A 17,105-nucleotide genomic window follows, 5' to 3' on the forward strand; every position below is an offset into this window, starting at 1 on the left:
TTGCGCGCCATTGCGGACAACGAGAGCCAATGATCGATCCCCGCCATTTCCGCGACGTTCTCGGCACCTATCCTACCGGTGTCTGCGTGATTACCGCCGTTGACGCGGACGGTCATCGCAGCGGGCTGGTGGTCGGCTCGTTCACGTCGATCTCGCTCGATCCGCCACTGGTGGGCTTCTTCCCCGACAAGCGATCGGGAACCTGGCCGAAGATCGCGGCTATCGGTCGCTTTTGCGTGAACGTGCTGGGCGCCGACCAACTCGACCTCTGTCGCCGCTTCGCTTCAAAGGCGGACGACAAGTTCGCCGAACTCGCGCACGGCCACACGCCGTCGGGCCAGCCGCTGCTGGACGATGCGATCGCGTGGATCGACTGTGCGGTGGAACGAGTCGAGGATATCGGCGATCACTGGCTGGTGGTGGGCGCGGTCGAGGCGATGGAGCGCCGCGAACAGGGCACGCCTCTGCTGTTCTTCCGTGGCCAGTACCACGATCTCGTCTGCCTTCAGGACAGCTGACCGGCACGCGAAGGGAGCGGGCCGGCCGGAAAAATTTCCAATGCCTGATATTTTTTGCAGATGCGCGCCCGTTTTTGACTTGCGTCAAGGTGGGGAGAATCGATCCGGGGCATTCCTTGGGCGTCGAAAGGAAGCAGCAACGCCACCCGTTGGGGTTTCCTTCCGTGATTTCTCCCCAACTCGGGCGGTCGTGAGGCCGCCCTTCTTTTTTGTGGCCCGGAACTGACTGGTTCGCATATCCGAAAATAGAACGACGGGTATTCGCCCAAGCGCGGTCTCCCTTAGCAATCAGGGGGTTGCGCAACCGTCAAATACGACGCAAGTGTGATTGTCGTGGTTGGGGGAAGATGATAGGCGGGCTGTCATGTCTTCGTGTGAAACCTGCGTCGTCCGCAATCGGGCCATCTGCTCGGGGCTGGACAATAAGGAAATCACCGCTCTTAATTCGATGGGGCGGCGTCGTTCCGTGTCGGCGGGGGAGCCGCTGATCTGGGAGGATGACGATTCCCTCCTTGTCGCCAACGTCATCGATGGCGTTCTCAAGCTGGTCACCAGCACAGAGGACGGGCGCGAGCAGATCGTGGGCGTGGCTTATCCGTCCGATTTCATCGGCCGCCCGTTCGGCCAGACCAGCCGGGCCAGCGTCGTCGCGCTGACGGACGCGCGCGTCTGCGTATTCGCGCGCAACGATTTCGACCGCTTCGCGCGCGAGCATCCCGAACTGGAGCACAAGCTGCTGGAGCGCACGCTGTCCGAACTGGACCGCACGCGGTCCTGGATGATGCTGCTGGGGCGCAAGACCGCACCCGAAAAGATCGCGACGTTCCTGCTGGAAATGTCGGAGCGGCTCGCCGAAACGGGCTGCCAGCCGAGCTTCGGCCCGGCCAGGCGCTTCAGCCTGCCATTTTCGCGCCAGCAGGTGGCCGATGTGCTGGGGCTGACGATCGAGACGGTGAGCCGTCAGTTCACCAAGCTCAAGAACGATGGCGTGATCGAACTGCCATCGCGGCGCGAGGTGGAGATCGTCAATCGCGGAGCATTGCTCGCGCTCGCGGGATAATCGGTTCGCCGCACGGCGCGCGCTGCCCAGCGGCGTATTTCGGAAGTGACGAGCGGGCCGAACCGAGGCGATCCCAGAACCCCTGTTCGACCCGCCCGCCGCCCTTCCGGTCTGCCCCGCGCGTGGGTTGCGGGGCAGCGGCCGGACGGGAAGCCCTGGATCAGAAGCGGTAGCTCAGCCCTGCGCTGATCACCCAGGGATCAAGCGAGTGCTTGGTCCGCAACACTTCGGTGGACCCGGCATAGAAATGCGCGGTGGTGTCCATGAAGTACTTCTTGGCATCGAGGCTGACGCCGAGCCCGTTCTTGTTGACCGGGATGTCCACACCGGCCTGGAGCGCGACGCCCAGCTTGTTCGACATGTTCACCTTGGTCACGCCCAGCGGTACGATGCTCGCGCCCGGCTTCTCGTCGATGTAGAAGAACACCGAGGGACCGACGCCGACATAGGGCTTGATGCCACCGGGCAGCGGCAGGTGATACTTCGCCGTGAGCGTGGCCGGCAGGATCAGCACATGGCCGACGATATCGGTCGCGGCGGCAAGCGTGCCGGTGCCGCTGACGTGGTGCTGGGTGAAGCAGCAGATCGTTTCGACCGAGACGTTGGGCGAGAAGAAATACTCGACCGCGAGCGTCGGCACGACGTTGTCGTTGGCCTTGGTGTTGGCACCGGTGGTGAGCCCGAGCGGGTCCAGCTCTACCTTGGTGATCTTGCCGTCGGGCAGTACGCCTGTGCCAAGCAGCTTGACCTGGAGCTTGCCGTCCGGCGAGCCGGCCATGGCGGGGGTGGCGGCCAGCGGGGTGAGCATGGCGGCGCACAGCGCGGCCGCGAGTACCTTCTTCATACCTTGCAGTCCTGTGCCGCGGTTGCCTGCCCCTCGCAGGCCGAAATCCGAACCGTGGCGTGGGAGCCTGATGCACCGGTTGCGAATCACCGACATTGACGGAGCGCAAAAATCGGCAGGAACCGCGCAAGACCAAGGTATGATGCGCAAATCCGGGCAATTTGTCCTGCATCAATGTTGTAGCGCGCCATACGTTGCACGCGCCTTCTCACATCTTGCATGGAAGGGAAGGCTCCATGGTTTCGCTAGTAACGCGCAGCGGCATATGGTTCGCTGTGCTTCTCCTTGCTGTCGTGGCGAGCGCGCTCGCCAAGGACGGTGGCTTCGCCATTCACATGGCAATCTGTGCGCTTGCCGCGCTGATCGGCATGATCGTCACGCTGCGTCAGGCCGACGTGGATTCGATCGCGCGCGGCATCCTCAAGATGCCCGATCAGGGCCGGTACGATGACGACCCCATCCGCTGGGGCGTGATCGCGACGGTGTTCTGGGGCATGGCGGGGTTCCTCGCCGGGCTTTACATCGCGCTCGAACTGACCTGGCCGCAGCTCAACCTCGGCCTGGAATGGATCAACTTCGGTCGCCTGCGCCCGCTGCACACTTCCGCGGTCATCTTCGCTTTCGGAGGCAATGCGCTGATCGCCACGTCATACTACGTGGTCCAGCGCACTTGCCGGGCGAGGCTGGCCTTCCCCGGCCTCGCCCGTTTCGTCTTCTGGGGCTACCAGCTGTTCATCGTGCTGGCCGCCACCGGCTATCTGCTTGGCATCACCCAGGGGAAGGAATACGCCGAGCCGGAATGGTACGTCGACCTGTGGCTGACGATCGTGTGGGTGGCTTACCTCGCGGTCTTCGTCGGCACGATCGTCAAGCGGACCGAGCCGCACATCTACGTGGCCAACTGGTTCTACCTCTCGTTCATCCTGACGGTGGCGATGCTGCACATCGTCAACAACCTGAACCTGCCGGTCTCGATCTTCGGGTCGAAGAGCTATCCGGTGTTCGCGGGCGTGCAGGGCGCGCTGGTGCAGTGGTGGTACGGCCATAACGCGGTGGGCTTCTTCCTGACCGCCGGCTTCCTGGCGATGATGTACTACTTCGTGCCCAAGCAGGCCGAACGCCCGATCTACAGCTATCGCCTGTCGATCATCCACTTCTGGGCGCTGATCTTCCTCTATATCTGGGCGGGTCCGCACCATCTGCACTACACCGCGCTGCCCGATTGGGCGCAGACGCTGGGCATGGTCTTCTCGGTCATGCTGTGGATGCCCAGCTGGGGCGGCATGATCAACGGCCTGATGACGCTGAACGGCGCCTGGGACAAGATCCGCACCGATCCGATCATCCGCATGTTCGTGATGAGCCTGGCCTTCTACGGCATGAGCACGTTCGAAGGCCCGATGATGAGCGTCAAGGCGGTCAACAGCCTGTCGCACTACACCGACTGGACCATCGGCCACGTTCATTCCGGCGCGCTGGGCTGGAACGGGATGGTCACGTTCGGCACGCTCTATTACCTCACGCCGCGCCTGTGGAACCGCGAACGGCTCTACAGCCTGCGCATGGTCAACTGGCACTTCTGGCTCGCGACCACGGGTATCGTGTTCTACGCCGCCTCGATGTGGGTGGCCGGCATCACTCAGGGCCTGATGTGGCGCGAATACGGGCCGGACGGCTACCTGGTGAACTCCTTCGCCGAAACCGTTGCCGCGCTGCACCCGATGTACGCGCTGCGCGCCTTCGGTGGGCTGCTCTACCTCAGCGGCGCGACGATCATGGCGGTGAACATCACCCGCACGATCCTTGGCCACACGCTGCGCGACGAGAAGCCGATGACCGAGACGCCCTACGACGCCGCCAGGGACGTGCCGCTCGCCGGCGCCCCGGCGCACGCCTGACACGCCCGGAGAAGGAGAAAAGACAATGGCACTCTCCATCATGGAGCGTCACAAGAAGCTGGAACGCAACATCACCCTGCTGGGCATCTGTGCCTTCGCGGCGGTGACGGTGGGCGGCATCGTGGAAATCGCGCCGCTGTTCTGGATCGACAACACGATCGAGAAGGTGGAGGGCATGCGGCCCTACACCCCGCTGGAACAGGCCGGGCGCGACATCTACGTCCGCGAAGGCTGCTACGTTTGCCACAGCCAGATGATCCGTCCGTTCCGCGACGAGGTCGAACGCTATGGGCACTACAGCCTGGCTGCGGAATCGATGTACGACCATCCGTTCCAGTGGGGCTCGAAGCGCACCGGGCCGGATCTTGCCCGCGTGGGCGGCCGCTATTCCGACGAATGGCACGTCCAGCACCTGAAAGATCCGCGCGCGGTCGTGCCGGAATCGATCATGCCGACTTACGCGCACCTTGCCGAGCACGATCTCGACGCGGGCGATATGACGGCATCGCTGCAGACGCTGTACCAGGTCGGCGTCCCTTACACCAAAGACGACATCGCCAAGGCCAACGACGACCTGAAAGCGCAGGCCGATCCGCAGGCCGACGTGGCCGACTTCAAGAAGCGTTACCCCAAGGCGCAAGTGCGTGACTTCGACGGCGATCCCAAGCGTCTGACCGAAATGGATGCGCTGGTCGCGTATCTCCAGGTTCTGGGCACGCTGGTCGATGTCAACGCGCCGGCGGCGCAGGAGCAGCTCGCCAAGGAGAAGGGCCGATGAGCGCGCACTCCACCTACGACCTGCTGCGCCACCTGGCCGACAGCTGGGGGCTTCTGGTGATGACCTTCGTGTTCCTGGTTCTGTGCCTGTGGCCGTTCCTGCGGCCCGGCGCTCGCCAGCTCAGCGACGAAGCGGCCACCTCGATCTTCAAGGATGAGAACGATGGCGAATAAGCGGATCGACGACGCCACGGGCGTCGAAACCGTCGGCCACGAGTGGGACGGCATCGAGGAACTGAACAACCCGTTGCCGCGCTGGTGGCTGTGGACGTTCTACGCCTGCATCGTCTTCGCGATCGGCTATTGCGTGGTCTATCCCGCGATCCCGATGGTGAAGTCGGCCACGGCGGGCACCTTCGGCTGGACCAGCCGGGGCGCGCTGGCGACCGAGATGAAGGCCGCTGACGCCAGCCGGGCGGGTCTTCGGGCCGCGATCGCGGCAACGTCCGTGGAGCAGCTCGGGGCCGATCCCAAGTTGCTGCGCGCGGCGATCGAGGGCGGCCGCGCCGCGTTCAAGGTCAACTGCGTGCAGTGCCACGGCGCTGGCGCGGCGGGGGCCAAGGGCTACCCGAACCTCAACGACGATGACTGGCTGTGGGGCGGCGATATCGCCACCATCCACCAGACGCTGGAGCACGGCGTGCGCCAGCCCGGCGACGACGCTACCCGCATGAGCCAGATGCCGGCCTTTGGGCGCGACGGCATCCTGACGGCGGCGCAGGTGCAGGATGTGGTCAGCCATGTCCGCGTCATCAGCGGGCAGGAAAAGCCGAGCGCTTCGGCACAGCGCGGCGCGAAGATCTTCGCCGAGAACTGCGTGGTCTGCCACGGCGCGAATGGCGAGGGCAACCGCATGGTCGGCGCGCCGAAGCTGAGCGACGCGATCTGGCTCTATGGCGGCGATCGCGCCACGTTGACCGAAACCGTGACCAACGCCCGCTATGGCGTGATGCCCGCCTGGGGCGCGCGTCTGGACCCGGTCACCGTCAAGATGCTGGCGGCTTACGTCCACTCGCTGGGCGGCGGTGAAGCCACGCCGGCACCGGCACCCCAAGCTGTCGCGGCACCTGCCGCCGCGGCGGCTCCTCAAGCAAAGTAACGGCCATGAACGCGCAAGATCCCACCCTCGGCGCCGATCATTCCAACGACCTCGGTCTTTACGCCAAGCGCAAGTCGGTCTTCCCCCGGAAGACCGACGGACCGTTCCGCCGCTTCAAGTGGGCGGTGATGGCGTTCTGCCTCGCGGTGTACTGGGGCACGCCATGGATCCGCTGGAACCGTGGCCCCTACGCACCCGACCAGGCCGTGCTGGTGGATCTTGCGCACCGCCGTTTCTACATGTTCCAGATCGAAATCTGGCCCCACGAGTTCTACTTCGTTGCCGGATTGCTGATCATGGCGGGGATCGGCCTGTTCCTCGTCACCAGCGCGGTCGGCCGCGCGTGGTGCGGCTATGCCTGCCCGCAGACGGTGTGGACCGATCTGTTCCAGCATGTCGACCGCTTCATCGATGGCGACCGCAACGCGCAGATCCGTTTGCAGAACGCACCGTGGACCGCTTCCAAGATCGCCCGGCGGGTGTTCAAGTGGGGCGTCTATCTGACCATCGCGTTCCTGACCGGCGGCGCCTGGATCTTCTATTTCGCCGATGCGCCCACGCTTCAGCGCGAATTCTGGACCGGCACCGCCGCGCCGGTCGCCTATGCCACCACCGGCGTGCTGACGTTCACGACCTTCTGGCTGGGCGGCTTCATGCGCGAGCAGGTCTGCGTCTACATGTGCCCCTGGCCGCGCATCCAGACGGCGATGCTTGATGAAAAATCGCTGACCGTCACCTACAAGCACTGGCGCGGCGAACCGCGCGGATCGGTCAAGGCGGCGGCGAAAAGCCCGGTGCCGCTGGGCGATTGCATCGATTGCCTGCAATGCGTGGCGGTTTGCCCCACGGGCATCGACATCCGCGAAGGCCCGCAAATCGGCTGCATCACCTGCGCGCTGTGCATCGATGCCTGCGACCAGGCGATGAGCAAGGTCGGCCGCCCGCGCGGGCTGATCGACTACTGCACGCTGGAAGATGCCGAGCATGAGGAGAAGGGTGAGAAGCCCACGCCGATCCTGAAGACGATCTTCCGTCCCCGCACGCTGGTCTATTTCGCGGTGTGGGCCGCGATCGGCGTGGCCATGCTGTTCATGCTGGGCCAGCGCAGCCGGCTCGACGTTTCGGTGGCGAAGGATCGCAACCCCGAATTCGTCATGCTGAGCGACGGTTCGGTGCGCAACGGCTTCACCGTCAAGCTGCGCAACATGGAAGACCGCCCGCGCAAGATGGAACTCGCGCTCGACGGCCTGCCGGGGGGGGCGATCTACACCGACGAGATGGAAGCGGACGAGGCGAAGCGGTTGCTCGCGCTGGACGTGCCAGCGGACACGACGCGGCGCCTGCGCGTCTATGCCGTGCAGCCCCGTGCGGCGGCGAGGCCGGCGGACTTCGCCTTTACGGTGAAAGCAACCGATACCGAGGGCGGGCAGGACCGCGCCGCCACGACATTCACCACAGCGGAAGGAAACGGCCAGTGACCCAGCATAGCCGTAACAGCCAGCATGCGCCGCGCCCGTTCACCGGGCGGCACATGGCGATGATCATGATCGCGTTCTTCGGCGTCGTGATCGCCGTCAACGTGTTGATGGCGCGTTTCGCGGTATCGACCTTCGGCGGCGTGGTCGTCGAAAACTCCTACGTTGCCAGCCAGCATTTCAACCGCTGGCTGGACGAAGCCCGCGTCGAAGGGGCGCTGGGCTGGAAGGCGGTGCTTTCGCGCACTGCGGACGGCCGCCTGATCGCCGAACTGCGCGACAGCGCGGGCAAGCCGCTGTCGGGGGCGAAAGTGACGGCCACGGCCGAGCATCCGCTGGGCCGCCGCCCCGAAACCGAACTGGCTTTCCGTGAAAGCGCGCCTGGCACGTATGCCGCCGCACTGGAACCGGGGCGATGGCGGCTGCGGCTGGCGGTGACGGCGGAGGGCCATGAATGGCGAACGGTCGGGGAAGTCCAGTGAACGCCCCCGCGGGGCCGGCCGGAGCCGATCTGGCCCACCGCGATGCAACGGCGGACGATCTGCTGCACACCGTACTGTCCGTTCCGGGGATGCATTGCGCCGGCTGCATGGGCAAGGTCGAACGGGCCTTCGGTGAGGTGGATGGGGTCGTCGCGGCGCGTGCCAACCTGACCGCGCGCAGCGTCGATGTGTCGCACCGCGCGGGCGTGGAAGCGCCGGATCTTGTCGCCGCGCTGGCCATGGCGGGGTTCGAGGCGCAGCCGCGCGCGGCGGAGCGCGAGGCGCCCTCGGCGGTCAAGCCCTTGCTGGCGCCGCTGGCCGTGGCCGCCTTCGCCTGCATGAACGTGATGCTGCTGTCGGTCAGCGTCTGGTCGGGGGCCGACGGCACGACGCGGGACCTTTTCCACTGGCTTTCGGCGGCGATCGGCGTGCCCGCGATCGTCTTTGCCGGGCGGCCGTTCTTTTCCTCCGCCTTCGGCGCGCTGAAGCGCGGGCGGACCAACATGGACGTGCCGATCTCGATCGGCGTGACGCTGGCGACGGGGCTTTCGCTCTACGAGACCGTCACCCACGGGCAGGAAGCCTGGTTCGACGGCACGCTGATGCTGCTGCTGTTCCTGCTAGCGGGGCGCGTGCTGGACGCGATGATGCGCGATCGCGCGCGCGCGGGCGTCGATGCGCTGCTGCGGCAGGCGGCTACGGGCGCGATGGTGATCGAGGCCGATGGCGCGACGCGCTGGGTCGAGGCCGGGGCGCTGCTGCCGGGGATGCTCATGCGCGTGGCCTCGGGCGAGCGGCTGGCGGCCGACGGCGAGGTGCTGCGCGGGGAAAGCCGGTTCGACCAGTCGCTGCTGACTGGTGAAAGCGAACCGGTGGCGGCCGGGCCGGGAACGGCTGTCCACGCCGGCACGCTCAATGTCGATGCGCCGGTGGATGTGCGCGTTTCCGCGGTCGGGCAGGATACCGCGCTGGCCGAAATCGCGCGGCTGATGGAAGCGGCGGGGCAATCGCGCTCCAGTTACGTGCGGATCGCGGATCGCGCCTCGCGGCTCTATGCGCCGGCGGTGCATACGCTGGCGGCGCTGACGTTCGCGGGATGGATGATAGCCGGGGCGGGGCTGTACAAGTCGCTGGTGATCGCCATCGCGGTGCTGATCATCACGTGCCCCTGTGCGCTGGGCTTGGCCGTGCCGGTGGCGCAGGTGGTGGCGGCGGGCGCGCTGATGAAGCGCGGCATTCTGGTCAAGGACGGTTCCGCGCTGGAGCGTCTGGCGGCGGTAGACCGCGCGTTGCTCGACAAGACGGGGACGCTGACGCTGGGCCGCCCGGTGCCCGACGAAGCGGCGCTGGGCGCGCTTTCCGTCGCCGAGGCGGAAGTGGCGCTGGCGCTGGCAAGCCACAGCCGTCACCCGCTGTCGCTGGGACTGGTGCAGGCCCTTTCCGCGCGCGGGGTGCGGGCTGCGGAACTGGACGATGTGCGCGAGGAGCCGGGGCGCGGCGTGACCGGCCTGTGGAACGGTACGCGGGTGACACTTGGCCGGCCGCAGGTGGCGCAGGGCATGGCCACCGCGCTGACGCTGGGCAGCGGCGTGATCCGCGTGATCCCCTTCGCTGACCGGCTGCGTCCGGACGCTGAAGCCGCGTTGCAGGGTCTGGCTTCGTTGCATGTGGAGGCCTCGATCCTGTCGGGCGATTCGCTGCCGGCGGTGGCCGCAGTGGCGCGGGCGACCGGGCTGACCGCACAGGCGGCCGCTTCGCCGTCCGACAAGAAGGACGCCATCGCGCGGCTGCAGGAGGCGGGGCGTAATGTGCTGATGGTGGGGGACGGGCTCAACGACGGGCCGGCGCTCGCCGCCGCCAATGCCTCGATCGCGCCGGGCAGCGCCAGCGACGTTGGCCGGCAGGCGGCGGATCTGGTGTTCACCGGGGATTCGCTGCTCGCCCTGCCGCGCGCCGTCCGCGCCGCGCGGGCGACGATGCGGGTGGTGCGGCAGAACTTCGTGCTGGCCATCGGCTACAACGTGCTGGCGGTGCCGCTGGCGATGGCGGGTGTGGTGACGCCGCTGATCGCGGCGGTGGCGATGTCCACCAGTTCGCTGATCGTGGTGGGCAATTCGCTGCGACTGGCGGGAGCGGCCCGATGACGAGCATCGCTTTTCTTCTCCCGATCGCGCTGGGCATGGGGCTGTTCGGCCTGGCGGCGTTCTTCTGGGCGCTGCGCAAAGGGCAGTTCAACGACCTGGATGGCGCGGCTGCGCGCATCCTGATCGACGAGAACGAGGAAGGCTGACATGCACCGCGCTTCCCTTTCGCTGGCCATGCTGGCGCTGATCCAGCTTTCCGCGCCGCTTTCGGCGGGTACGGGCAGCGGTCCATCGTTCATGATGGTGCCATTCTGTGGCGAAGCCGGTGGGGCCAGGCCGATCCGCGTGCCGCGTCGGGACGATGGCACAAGTGGAGGCTGCTGCAAAGTTTGCCATATCTCAATGCGCAAGCGCGGCGGCGGCGATAGCTGTTGTGGCCATGATGGCGAATCCGATCAGGAAGACGACAATGTCGGTTGAACACGCTGAGCGAACCAGCGTCTTCGCGGACTGGACTTATTACCCCGAGCTGCTGGCCCGGCCGGTCCCGCGATACACCAGTTATCCGACGGCGGCCGAGTTCGTGGACGAGGATTTCGAGGCGCGTCAGCGCGCCGCGATCCGGGCAGTGCGAGGCACGGTCTCGCTCTATATCCACATCCCCTATTGCCGGGAAATCTGTTGGTATTGCGGGTGCAACACCGGCGCTGCCAATCGCACGCAACGTCTGACGCATTACCTCGAGGCGCTGCACCACGAGATCGAGTTGCTCGCTTCCGAACTCGATCCTTCGGTGCGGATCTCGCGGATCGCGTTCGGAGGGGGCAGCCCCAACGCAATCCAGCCGACCGATTTCGTGCGGCTGGTCGATACGCTGACGGTGAACTTCCGGATGGACCGGCCGGTGCTGTCGATCGAACTCGACCCGCGCAGCCTTTCTTCGCCATGGCTGATGGCGATCCGGGGCATTGGCGTGATCAAGGCCAGCCTTGGCGTGCAGACGCTGGACGCGCGCGTGCAATCGGCGATCGGACGCGTGCAACCGAAGGATTCGATCGAGCGCGCGGTAGAAGGGCTGCGCCGGGCGGGCGTGGATTCGATCAATTTTGACCTGATGTACGGCTTGCCGTTCCAGGATGACGCGGTGCTGGCGCAGACGCTGGACGAAACGATCGCGATGGGCGCCGACCGGGTGGCGCTGTTCGGCTATGCCCATGTGCCGCACATGATCCCGCGCCAGCAGCGCATCGATGCCAGCCGGCTGCCGGGGCAGGTGGATCGCTTCCGCATGGCGGCGGAAGGGTATCGCCAACTTGTCGATGCCGGATATCAGGCCGTGGGTTTCGATCACTTCGCGTTGCCGGGCGATGATCTCGCGCGGGCTGCGCGGACCGGTGCGTTGCAGCGCAATTTCCAGGGGTTTACCGACGATTCCGCACCGGTGCTGCTAGGGCTGGGGGCTTCTTCGATCAGCGAGTTCCCCGACCTGTTCGTGCAGAACGAAAAGAACGCTGGCGCCTATCGCACGCTGGTGCATGACGGGCATCTGTCCGGCCGGCGCGGGGTTGAGCGCACTGCGGAGGACCGGCGGCGCGGGGACATCATCACCGGCTTGCTCTGTCATAACGAAGCGCGGGTGCCGCCGGACCTGATGGACGAGGCGCAAGCGCGGTTGCACCCCTTTGTCGAACGGGGGCTTGCGACCATCGCGGACGGGCACATCCGGCTGGAGCGCGGATGCGAACCCTATGCCCGGTCAATCGCGGCGGTGTTCGACGCCTACCGCGCTGGCCCGCATCAGTTCAGCTCGGCGGTGTAGCCCGTTCGCGCGGCGCGGACGGCAGATGATCAAACAGCGTGGCGATGGCCGGCTCCCCGCCCGCCGCAAGGTTGATTGAGAGCGGGATGGGCCTGGTATCGTTGCCGGGCGGCAGGGCCACGACACAATTGCGGCCCATGCGCTTCGCTTCGTAGCAGGCGTGATCGGCGCGGCGCATCACGTCGGCGAACGTTTCGCCCGGCAGCGCGCAGGTGGCGCCGCCGCTGACGGTGAACGCCGGCCGGGCCTCACCGGATTCGGTTGCGGCCGCTCGCCTGATCCTTTCGGCCAGTTCGCCGATGTCCTCGATCGAGGCCGATGGCAGCATGACCACGAATTCCTCGCCCCCGGTCCGGGCCAGCAGCGCGCCCCGTGGCGCCGCGCGGCGCATGATATCGGCGAAGGCGACGATCACATCGTCGCCTACATCGTGGCCGTGGGTGTCGTTGATCGCCTTGAAATGATCGAGGTCCAGCACCACGACGGCGCCACCTTCGACGAACTCGCGCTGGCAGCGGCGGTCGAGGCCGCGCCGGTTGAGCAGGTCCGACAGCGGATCGGTTTCGGAGTCCACCAAGGATTCCTGCACGATGGACTGGATCACGATCAGCATGATGACGAGGCCGGTGGCGATCAGCAGGATCCCGGACCCGGCCTGCGAAACGACGGCATAGGAACTGTCGGTATAGTCGCGCGCGCTGCGGCCGGAGCCGAGCATCGACGCAAGGAACGGCTTGGTCAGGAAGTGCAGCGTGATCAGCCCGAACAGCACCGCCAGCGTGCGATGCAGCACGCGCCCCCGCGCGATGCTCCACGCCGTCCACGCGCACAGCGCGATGGCGGCGGCGTGGGGTGCCTGATAACACAGTTCGTAGACCACGTTGTTGCGTGGCCCTCCCCAGATCGCGGCGCGCATGATGACGGCGAAGGCGAACAGCAGGCCGATCATCCGCCAGTGTGGGCGCTGCCGGTCGAACAGCGAAAGCGCCGCCGACGAGGCCAGGAACGCCAGCAGGAACGCGCCATAGCTGACGATCATGAACGGGGTTGTGATGGTGCTGTAACGGATTGCTATTTCGGCGAGCGGCGTGAGCATGCCGACGAGATAGGAGAGGCCGAAACCCGCCACGGAGCGCTGCGACCGGTTGGTCACGGCCAGGGCGGCGTAGCTCAGCCCGAACAGTCCGGCGACTGCCGCGTTGACAATCAGTAAGGCGACCGCCCCGTTCATTCCGTTCCCTTCCGGTTCCCGACCTCCTAGCGGGTCACGGTTAACGACGCGTCTCCACAACGCGGAAAAGGCCGGATTCCACGTGCTTTGGGAGCAAATGGCGTATCCGCTCCAATGATAGCGATGTCATAGGGTGGAACGGCGCTACCAAGAGCGATCCGCGCGCATTCGGCGTTGTTCGCGCTTGCACGCTTCTGCCGAATTGGAACGGTATTTCCGGGGTGCATCAAAGAATAGCTATGCGCGGGGGCGTTAGCAGGTGCACAATCCCGACGAGTCGCGTTAAGCCACGCTCTCCGGAAAGCGAGAGGAAAGACGCCATGAAGCCGATCGAAACCATCATGCGGACCGCCCCGGTCATTCCGGTGCTGGTGATCGACGACGTGGCTCATGCCCTGCCGGTGGCGCGCGCGCTGGTTGCCGGCGGCCTGCGTGTGCTGGAAGTGACGCTGCGGACCCCCGCCGCGCTCGAAGCACTGACCGCGATGAAGGCCATCGAAGGCGCGATCGTGGGTGCGGGCACCGTGACCAACCCGGACGAGCTGAAGGCCGCGATCGATGCCGGGGCGGAGTTCATCGTCTCCCCCGGCCTGACCGACCGGCTGGGCAGCGCGGCGGTGGCGGCGGGCATTCCCTTCCTGCCGGGCATCGCCAGCGCGGGTGACATCATGCGCGGGCTGGATCTGGGGCTGACGCACTTCAAGTTCTTCCCGGCCTCGACTTCTGGCGGATTGCCGGCGCTGAAGGCGCTGGCGGCGCCGTTCCACCAGTGCCGCTTCTGCCCGACCGGCGGGATCAGCGCGGCGAGTGCCGGCGAATGGCTGGCATTCGATCCGGTGCTCTGCGTTGGCGGAAGCTGGGTCGTGAACAAGGGTGTCCCCGACGAAGCGGCCATCGAATCCGCCGCGCGGGAGGCATTCGCACTTGGCGGTTAGGACGGTTACGCGGCGTTCCAAGGGGGGAAAGCGCATGAAGACAGTCGGCGAGTTGAGGACGAGGCTCCAGCAATTGCATGAACGGACGGCCGAAACGCCGCTGTTCAATCCGGTGTTCCAGCTCAGCCACGATCTTTCGCGCCAGCTCGAAGGTGGCGCGCTGAACCTCTCCGACATCGAAGGCCTGGTCGCCGAGCTGGAATGCGCCGCGCTGCAAAGCCGGGCCGCGCGCTTGCGGCGGCTGGTTGCGCCGACCGACACGACCGAAAACCTCGATGCGATCGGCCGGCTGCTGAACGAGGAAGACGGCTTCAGCGCCTTCCGCGCGCGCTGGGAAAAGCCGCTGCTCCATGCGGTGTTCACGGCGCATCCCACATTCCTGCTCAGCGCCGCGCAGTCGGATGCGGTGGCCACTGCCGCCATCGCCGACGATCCCGAAGCCGCGACGGTCTGCGCGCTGCCGGCGGCGGCCGAGAAGATCACGCTCGAATTCGAGCACGTCGAAGTGTGCAACGCGATCGAACGCGCCGCGGCTGCGCGCGACCGCATCAACGCGGTGCTGCTGGCCCATGCGCGGCAACGCTGGCCGGGCCGCTGGCTGGATTTCCGGCCGCTGCCGTTTCGCTTCGCCACCTGGGTCGGCTATGACATGGACGGTCGCACCGATATCGGCTGGACCACGTCGATCGCGTTCCGCCTGCGCGAAAAGGCGCGGCGGCTGGCCAGCTACGCCGCCGGGCTCCGTTCGATCGACGCCGGCCATCCGCTGGTGGAAACGCTCGACGCCGCGCAGGCCCATGCGTCGCAAATGGCGGAGCTGTTTTCCGCGCCGCTGACCGAACCCGATGCCCTCGCCGCCGTGGCCAACCGGATGACGGCGGACGATCCCGCCAAGCTGCTGTCGTTGGCCCCGATCATCGCGCAGCTTGAGGACGAGGCGAAGGCGGCCGAGGGCGACGCCGCGATCGCGCTGGCCACGCTGGCGGGCGCGATGCGCGCCGATGGCCTTGGCATGGGCTGGATTCACTTCCGCGTGAACTCGTCGCAATTGCACAACGCGCTGCGGCGGCGGATCGATCCGGACGGCACGCTCGATCTGTCGAGCAAGGGCGCGATCTCGCGCCTGCGCGAACTGCTGGCGGAGGCGACGCCGCTGCGCGTCAATTTCGCGGCGCTGGCGATCGAGACGTCCACCGCGATGCGCCAGTTCCTGGTGATGGCGAAGATCCTGCACCATATCGATGCCGACGCGCCGATCCGGATGCTGATCGCCGAATGCGAACAGCCACAGACGGTGCTGGCCGCGCTCTATTTCGCCAAGCTGTTCGGGATCGACGACAAGGTCGATGTTTCGCCGCTGTTTGAGACCGAGAGCGCGCTGGAGCATGGGGGGCGCTTCCTGGAAGCCTTGCTGGCGGAGGAATCCTACCGTGCCTATGCCCGCGTGCGCGGCCGGGTTTCGGTGCAGACCGGCTTTTCGGACGCCGGGCGCTTCATAGGGCAGGTGCCGGCGGCGCTGGCGATCGAGCGGTTGCAGGGCCGGCTGGCCGACGCCATGCGCAACAACGGGCTGACCGACGTGGCCGCGCTGATCTTCGATACGCACGGGGAATCGATGGGCCGCGGCGCGCACCCTTCGGGCTTCGCGGATCGCCTGACCTGGCCGCTGAGCCGCTGGGCGCGCGGCCGGTTCGCGCGCGCGGGCATCGCCATCGAACCCGAAGCGAGCTTCCAGGGCGGCGACGGATACCTGTTTTTCCGCAACGACGAACTCGCGCTCGCCACCCTCACGCGGATCGCCGAGGCGGAAGCGTCGCTGGCGGCCGATGGCGAGAAAGACCCGTTCTATGACCGGACCGACCTCAGTCTCGATTTCTACCGCTCGATCCGGCGGGTGCAGCGCGATCACCTGAAGTCCGCGACTTATGCCCGCGCCGTCACCGCGTTCGGGCTGGGGATGCTGAAGGCTACCGGCAGCCGCGTTTCGCGCCGCCAGTCGGACATCGGCGCCGACCGTTCGATGAACTTGCGGCAGATCCGCGCGATCCCGCACAACGCCATCCTTCAGCAGATCGGCTATCCGGTGAACGTGGTGGCCGGCGCCGGCACGGCGGCCGGGGACGAGGCGGAATCGATCGCCGAACTGCTCGGCCGGTCGGAACGCGGGCGGCAGCTGGTTCGCCTGCTGCGCGCGGCCAACGGGTTGGCCAGCATCAAGACGGTGGCGGCGCATGGCGAACTGTTCAATTCCGCCTATTGGGCGAGCCGCCCCTATCGCGGCACCGAGAACGCGCTGGAAAGCGCGTGCATGGCGCTGGCCGAACATCTGACCAAGGACGATCGCGCCGGGGTGTTCCGTCGTCTGACCTCGCGCCTGCGGGTGGACTGGATGAAGCTGCACCGGATGCTGGCGATGGTGCCGGGACAGGCCGAGGCGCGCGACCCGGGCACCGATGCGCAACGGCGCGAGATCGGGCTGCTCCAGGCGATCCGGTTGGCCCTGTTGATGCACATGTTCCTGCGCGCGGTGCAGGTGCCGCCGTTCGCACGCGCCAACGATGTCAGCCGTGAGGACGTGCTGGAAATGGTGCTGTCGCTGCGGGTGGACGACGCGCTGGCGCAAATGCGCCGGGCCTATCCGGTGATCGAGCCGGGCATAGCCGACTTCGCGGTGGACGAGCCGACCGATTATCCGGACCACCGGGGCGAGGATTACGGCGTGATCCGCGCGCGCTTCATCGATCCGATCGAACACGCCCACGCGCTCAACATCCGCATCGCCGTGGCCATCGCCAACTACTTCGGGGCGCACGGATAAGCGCGGGGGCGGCCGTTCACGCAATCTTTGCCGGAGCAGGCTATGTTCCGGGATTGCCAGAACGG

The 17,105-nt window shown here is 66.6% G+C and carries 16 protein-coding genes; 14 read left to right on the forward strand and 2 right to left on the reverse strand.

Annotated elements, in window-relative coordinates:
- Positions 1-29 precede the first annotated feature (29 nt).
- Together EH199_RS06570 and EH199_RS06575 are read left to right on the forward strand one after the other, a co-directional pair.
- Positions 30-518, forward strand: coding sequence for a flavin reductase family protein (locus EH199_RS06570; RefSeq protein WP_124808478.1), 489 nt, complete (start codon positions 30-32; stop codon positions 516-518).
- A 364-nt stretch (positions 519-882) separates the two neighbouring features.
- Complete coding sequence (locus EH199_RS06575) at positions 883-1,578, forward strand: Crp/Fnr family transcriptional regulator (protein ID WP_124808479.1); 696 nt, start codon at positions 883-885, stop codon at positions 1,576-1,578.
- Between the two features lie 160 nt (positions 1,579-1,738).
- Here the strand turns inward: EH199_RS06575 and EH199_RS06580 are convergent, their stop codons facing one another.
- Positions 1,739-2,422, reverse strand: coding sequence for an OmpW family protein (locus EH199_RS06580; protein ID WP_124808480.1), 684 nt, complete (start codon positions 2,420-2,422; stop codon positions 1,739-1,741).
- 236 nt (positions 2,423-2,658) lie between these two features.
- Between EH199_RS06580 and ccoN the strand changes: the two genes are divergently transcribed.
- Genes ccoN through hemN form a run of 10 tightly spaced genes read left to right on the forward strand, consistent with a single transcriptional unit; the run spans position 2,659 to position 12,056 of the window.
- Complete coding sequence (gene ccoN / locus EH199_RS06585) at positions 2,659-4,320, forward strand: cytochrome-c oxidase, cbb3-type subunit I (protein WP_124808481.1); 1,662 nt, start codon at positions 2,659-2,661, stop codon at positions 4,318-4,320.
- A gap of 25 nt (positions 4,321-4,345) precedes the next feature.
- Positions 4,346-5,098 carry a cytochrome-c oxidase, cbb3-type subunit II gene (gene ccoO, locus EH199_RS06590; RefSeq protein WP_124808482.1) on the forward strand — a complete coding sequence of 251 codons (753 nt, stop codon included), beginning with the start codon at positions 4,346-4,348 and terminating at the stop codon, positions 5,096-5,098.
- Positions 5,095-5,271, forward strand: a complete 177-nt coding sequence (locus EH199_RS06595) for a cbb3-type cytochrome c oxidase subunit 3 (protein ID WP_124808483.1) — start codon at positions 5,095-5,097, stop codon at positions 5,269-5,271. Before ccoO ends, EH199_RS06595 begins: the two co-directional genes overlap by 4 nt.
- Positions 5,261-6,196 carry a cytochrome-c oxidase, cbb3-type subunit III gene (gene ccoP, locus EH199_RS06600; RefSeq protein WP_124808484.1) on the forward strand — a complete coding sequence of 312 codons (936 nt, stop codon included), beginning with the start codon at positions 5,261-5,263 and terminating at the stop codon, positions 6,194-6,196. The genes EH199_RS06595 and ccoP overlap by 11 nt, the downstream gene beginning before the upstream one ends.
- 5 nt (positions 6,197-6,201) lie before the next feature.
- Positions 6,202-7,674: a cytochrome c oxidase accessory protein CcoG gene (ccoG, locus tag EH199_RS06605; protein WP_124808485.1), complete on the forward strand. Its 1,473-nt coding sequence runs from the start codon at positions 6,202-6,204 to the stop codon at positions 7,672-7,674.
- Positions 7,671-8,153 carry a FixH family protein gene (locus EH199_RS06610; protein ID WP_223806506.1) on the forward strand — a complete coding sequence of 161 codons (483 nt, stop codon included), beginning with the start codon at positions 7,671-7,673 and terminating at the stop codon, positions 8,151-8,153. The genes ccoG and EH199_RS06610 overlap by 4 nt, the downstream gene beginning before the upstream one ends.
- Positions 8,150-10,297 carry a heavy metal translocating P-type ATPase gene (locus EH199_RS06615; RefSeq protein WP_223806507.1) on the forward strand — a complete coding sequence of 716 codons (2,148 nt, stop codon included), beginning with the start codon at positions 8,150-8,152 and terminating at the stop codon, positions 10,295-10,297. The genes EH199_RS06610 and EH199_RS06615 overlap by 4 nt, the downstream gene beginning before the upstream one ends.
- Positions 10,294-10,443, forward strand: coding sequence for a cbb3-type cytochrome oxidase assembly protein CcoS (gene ccoS / locus EH199_RS06620; protein ID WP_124808487.1), 150 nt, complete (start codon positions 10,294-10,296; stop codon positions 10,441-10,443). The genes EH199_RS06615 and ccoS overlap by 4 nt, the downstream gene beginning before the upstream one ends.
- Position 10,444: 1 nt before the next feature.
- On the forward strand, positions 10,445-10,717 hold the full coding sequence (locus tag EH199_RS06625) for a hypothetical protein (RefSeq protein WP_124808488.1): 273 nt from the start codon (positions 10,445-10,447) through the stop codon (positions 10,715-10,717).
- On the forward strand, positions 10,707-12,056 hold the full coding sequence (hemN, locus tag EH199_RS06630; protein ID WP_124808489.1) for an oxygen-independent coproporphyrinogen III oxidase: 1,350 nt from the start codon (positions 10,707-10,709) through the stop codon (positions 12,054-12,056). The genes EH199_RS06625 and hemN overlap by 11 nt, the downstream gene beginning before the upstream one ends.
- On the opposite strand, the gene EH199_RS06635 is transcribed toward hemN, so the two are convergent.
- On the reverse strand, positions 12,040-13,287 hold the full coding sequence (locus EH199_RS06635; RefSeq protein ID WP_124808490.1) for a diguanylate cyclase: 1,248 nt from the start codon (positions 13,285-13,287) through the stop codon (positions 12,040-12,042). The two genes, hemN and EH199_RS06635, sit on opposite strands and share 17 nt — an antisense overlap.
- A 320-nt stretch (positions 13,288-13,607) precedes the next feature.
- Here EH199_RS06635 and eda point away from each other — a divergent pair, with 320 nt between their 5' ends.
- Positions 13,608-14,222 carry a bifunctional 4-hydroxy-2-oxoglutarate aldolase/2-dehydro-3-deoxy-phosphogluconate aldolase gene (gene eda / locus EH199_RS06640; protein WP_124808491.1) on the forward strand — a complete coding sequence of 205 codons (615 nt, stop codon included), beginning with the start codon at positions 13,608-13,610 and terminating at the stop codon, positions 14,220-14,222.
- A 34-nt stretch (positions 14,223-14,256) separates the two neighbouring features.
- Positions 14,257-17,040: a phosphoenolpyruvate carboxylase gene (locus EH199_RS06645; RefSeq protein ID WP_124808492.1), complete on the forward strand. Its 2,784-nt coding sequence runs from the start codon at positions 14,257-14,259 to the stop codon at positions 17,038-17,040.
- Positions 17,041-17,105 lie beyond the last annotated feature (65 nt).

Source organism: Novosphingobium sp. LASN5T (assembly GCF_003856955.1).
GTDB lineage: Bacteria > Pseudomonadota > Alphaproteobacteria > Sphingomonadales > Sphingomonadaceae > Novosphingobium.

Excerpts from the sequence above, each read along its gene's own strand:
- EH199_RS06645 (WP_124808492.1), top strand. The coding sequence starts at position 14,257 with ATGAAGACAGTCGGCGAGTTGAGGACGAGGCTCCAGCAATTGCATGAA.
- EH199_RS06570 (WP_124808478.1), top strand. The coding sequence starts at position 30 with ATGATCGATCCCCGCCATTTCCGCGACGTTCTCGGCACCTATCCTACC.
- EH199_RS06635 (WP_124808490.1), bottom strand. The coding sequence starts at position 13,287 with ATGAACGGGGCGGTCGCCTTACTGATTGTCAACGCGGCAGTCGCCGGA.
- ccoP (WP_124808484.1), top strand. The coding sequence starts at position 5,261 with ATGGCGAATAAGCGGATCGACGACGCCACGGGCGTCGAAACCGTCGGC.
- ccoG (WP_124808485.1), top strand. The coding sequence starts at position 6,202 with ATGAACGCGCAAGATCCCACCCTCGGCGCCGATCATTCCAACGACCTC.
- EH199_RS06595 (WP_124808483.1), top strand. The coding sequence starts at position 5,095 with ATGAGCGCGCACTCCACCTACGACCTGCTGCGCCACCTGGCCGACAGC.
- hemN (WP_124808489.1), top strand. The coding sequence starts at position 10,707 with ATGTCGGTTGAACACGCTGAGCGAACCAGCGTCTTCGCGGACTGGACT.
- EH199_RS06625 (WP_124808488.1), top strand. The coding sequence starts at position 10,445 with ATGCACCGCGCTTCCCTTTCGCTGGCCATGCTGGCGCTGATCCAGCTT.
- eda (WP_124808491.1), top strand. The coding sequence starts at position 13,608 with ATGAAGCCGATCGAAACCATCATGCGGACCGCCCCGGTCATTCCGGTG.
- ccoN (WP_124808481.1), top strand. The coding sequence starts at position 2,659 with ATGGTTTCGCTAGTAACGCGCAGCGGCATATGGTTCGCTGTGCTTCTC.
- ccoO (WP_124808482.1), top strand. The coding sequence starts at position 4,346 with ATGGCACTCTCCATCATGGAGCGTCACAAGAAGCTGGAACGCAACATC.
- EH199_RS06580 (WP_124808480.1), bottom strand. The coding sequence starts at position 2,422 with ATGAAGAAGGTACTCGCGGCCGCGCTGTGCGCCGCCATGCTCACCCCG.
- EH199_RS06575 (WP_124808479.1), top strand. The coding sequence starts at position 883 with ATGTCTTCGTGTGAAACCTGCGTCGTCCGCAATCGGGCCATCTGCTCG.
- ccoS (WP_124808487.1), top strand. The coding sequence starts at position 10,294 with ATGACGAGCATCGCTTTTCTTCTCCCGATCGCGCTGGGCATGGGGCTG.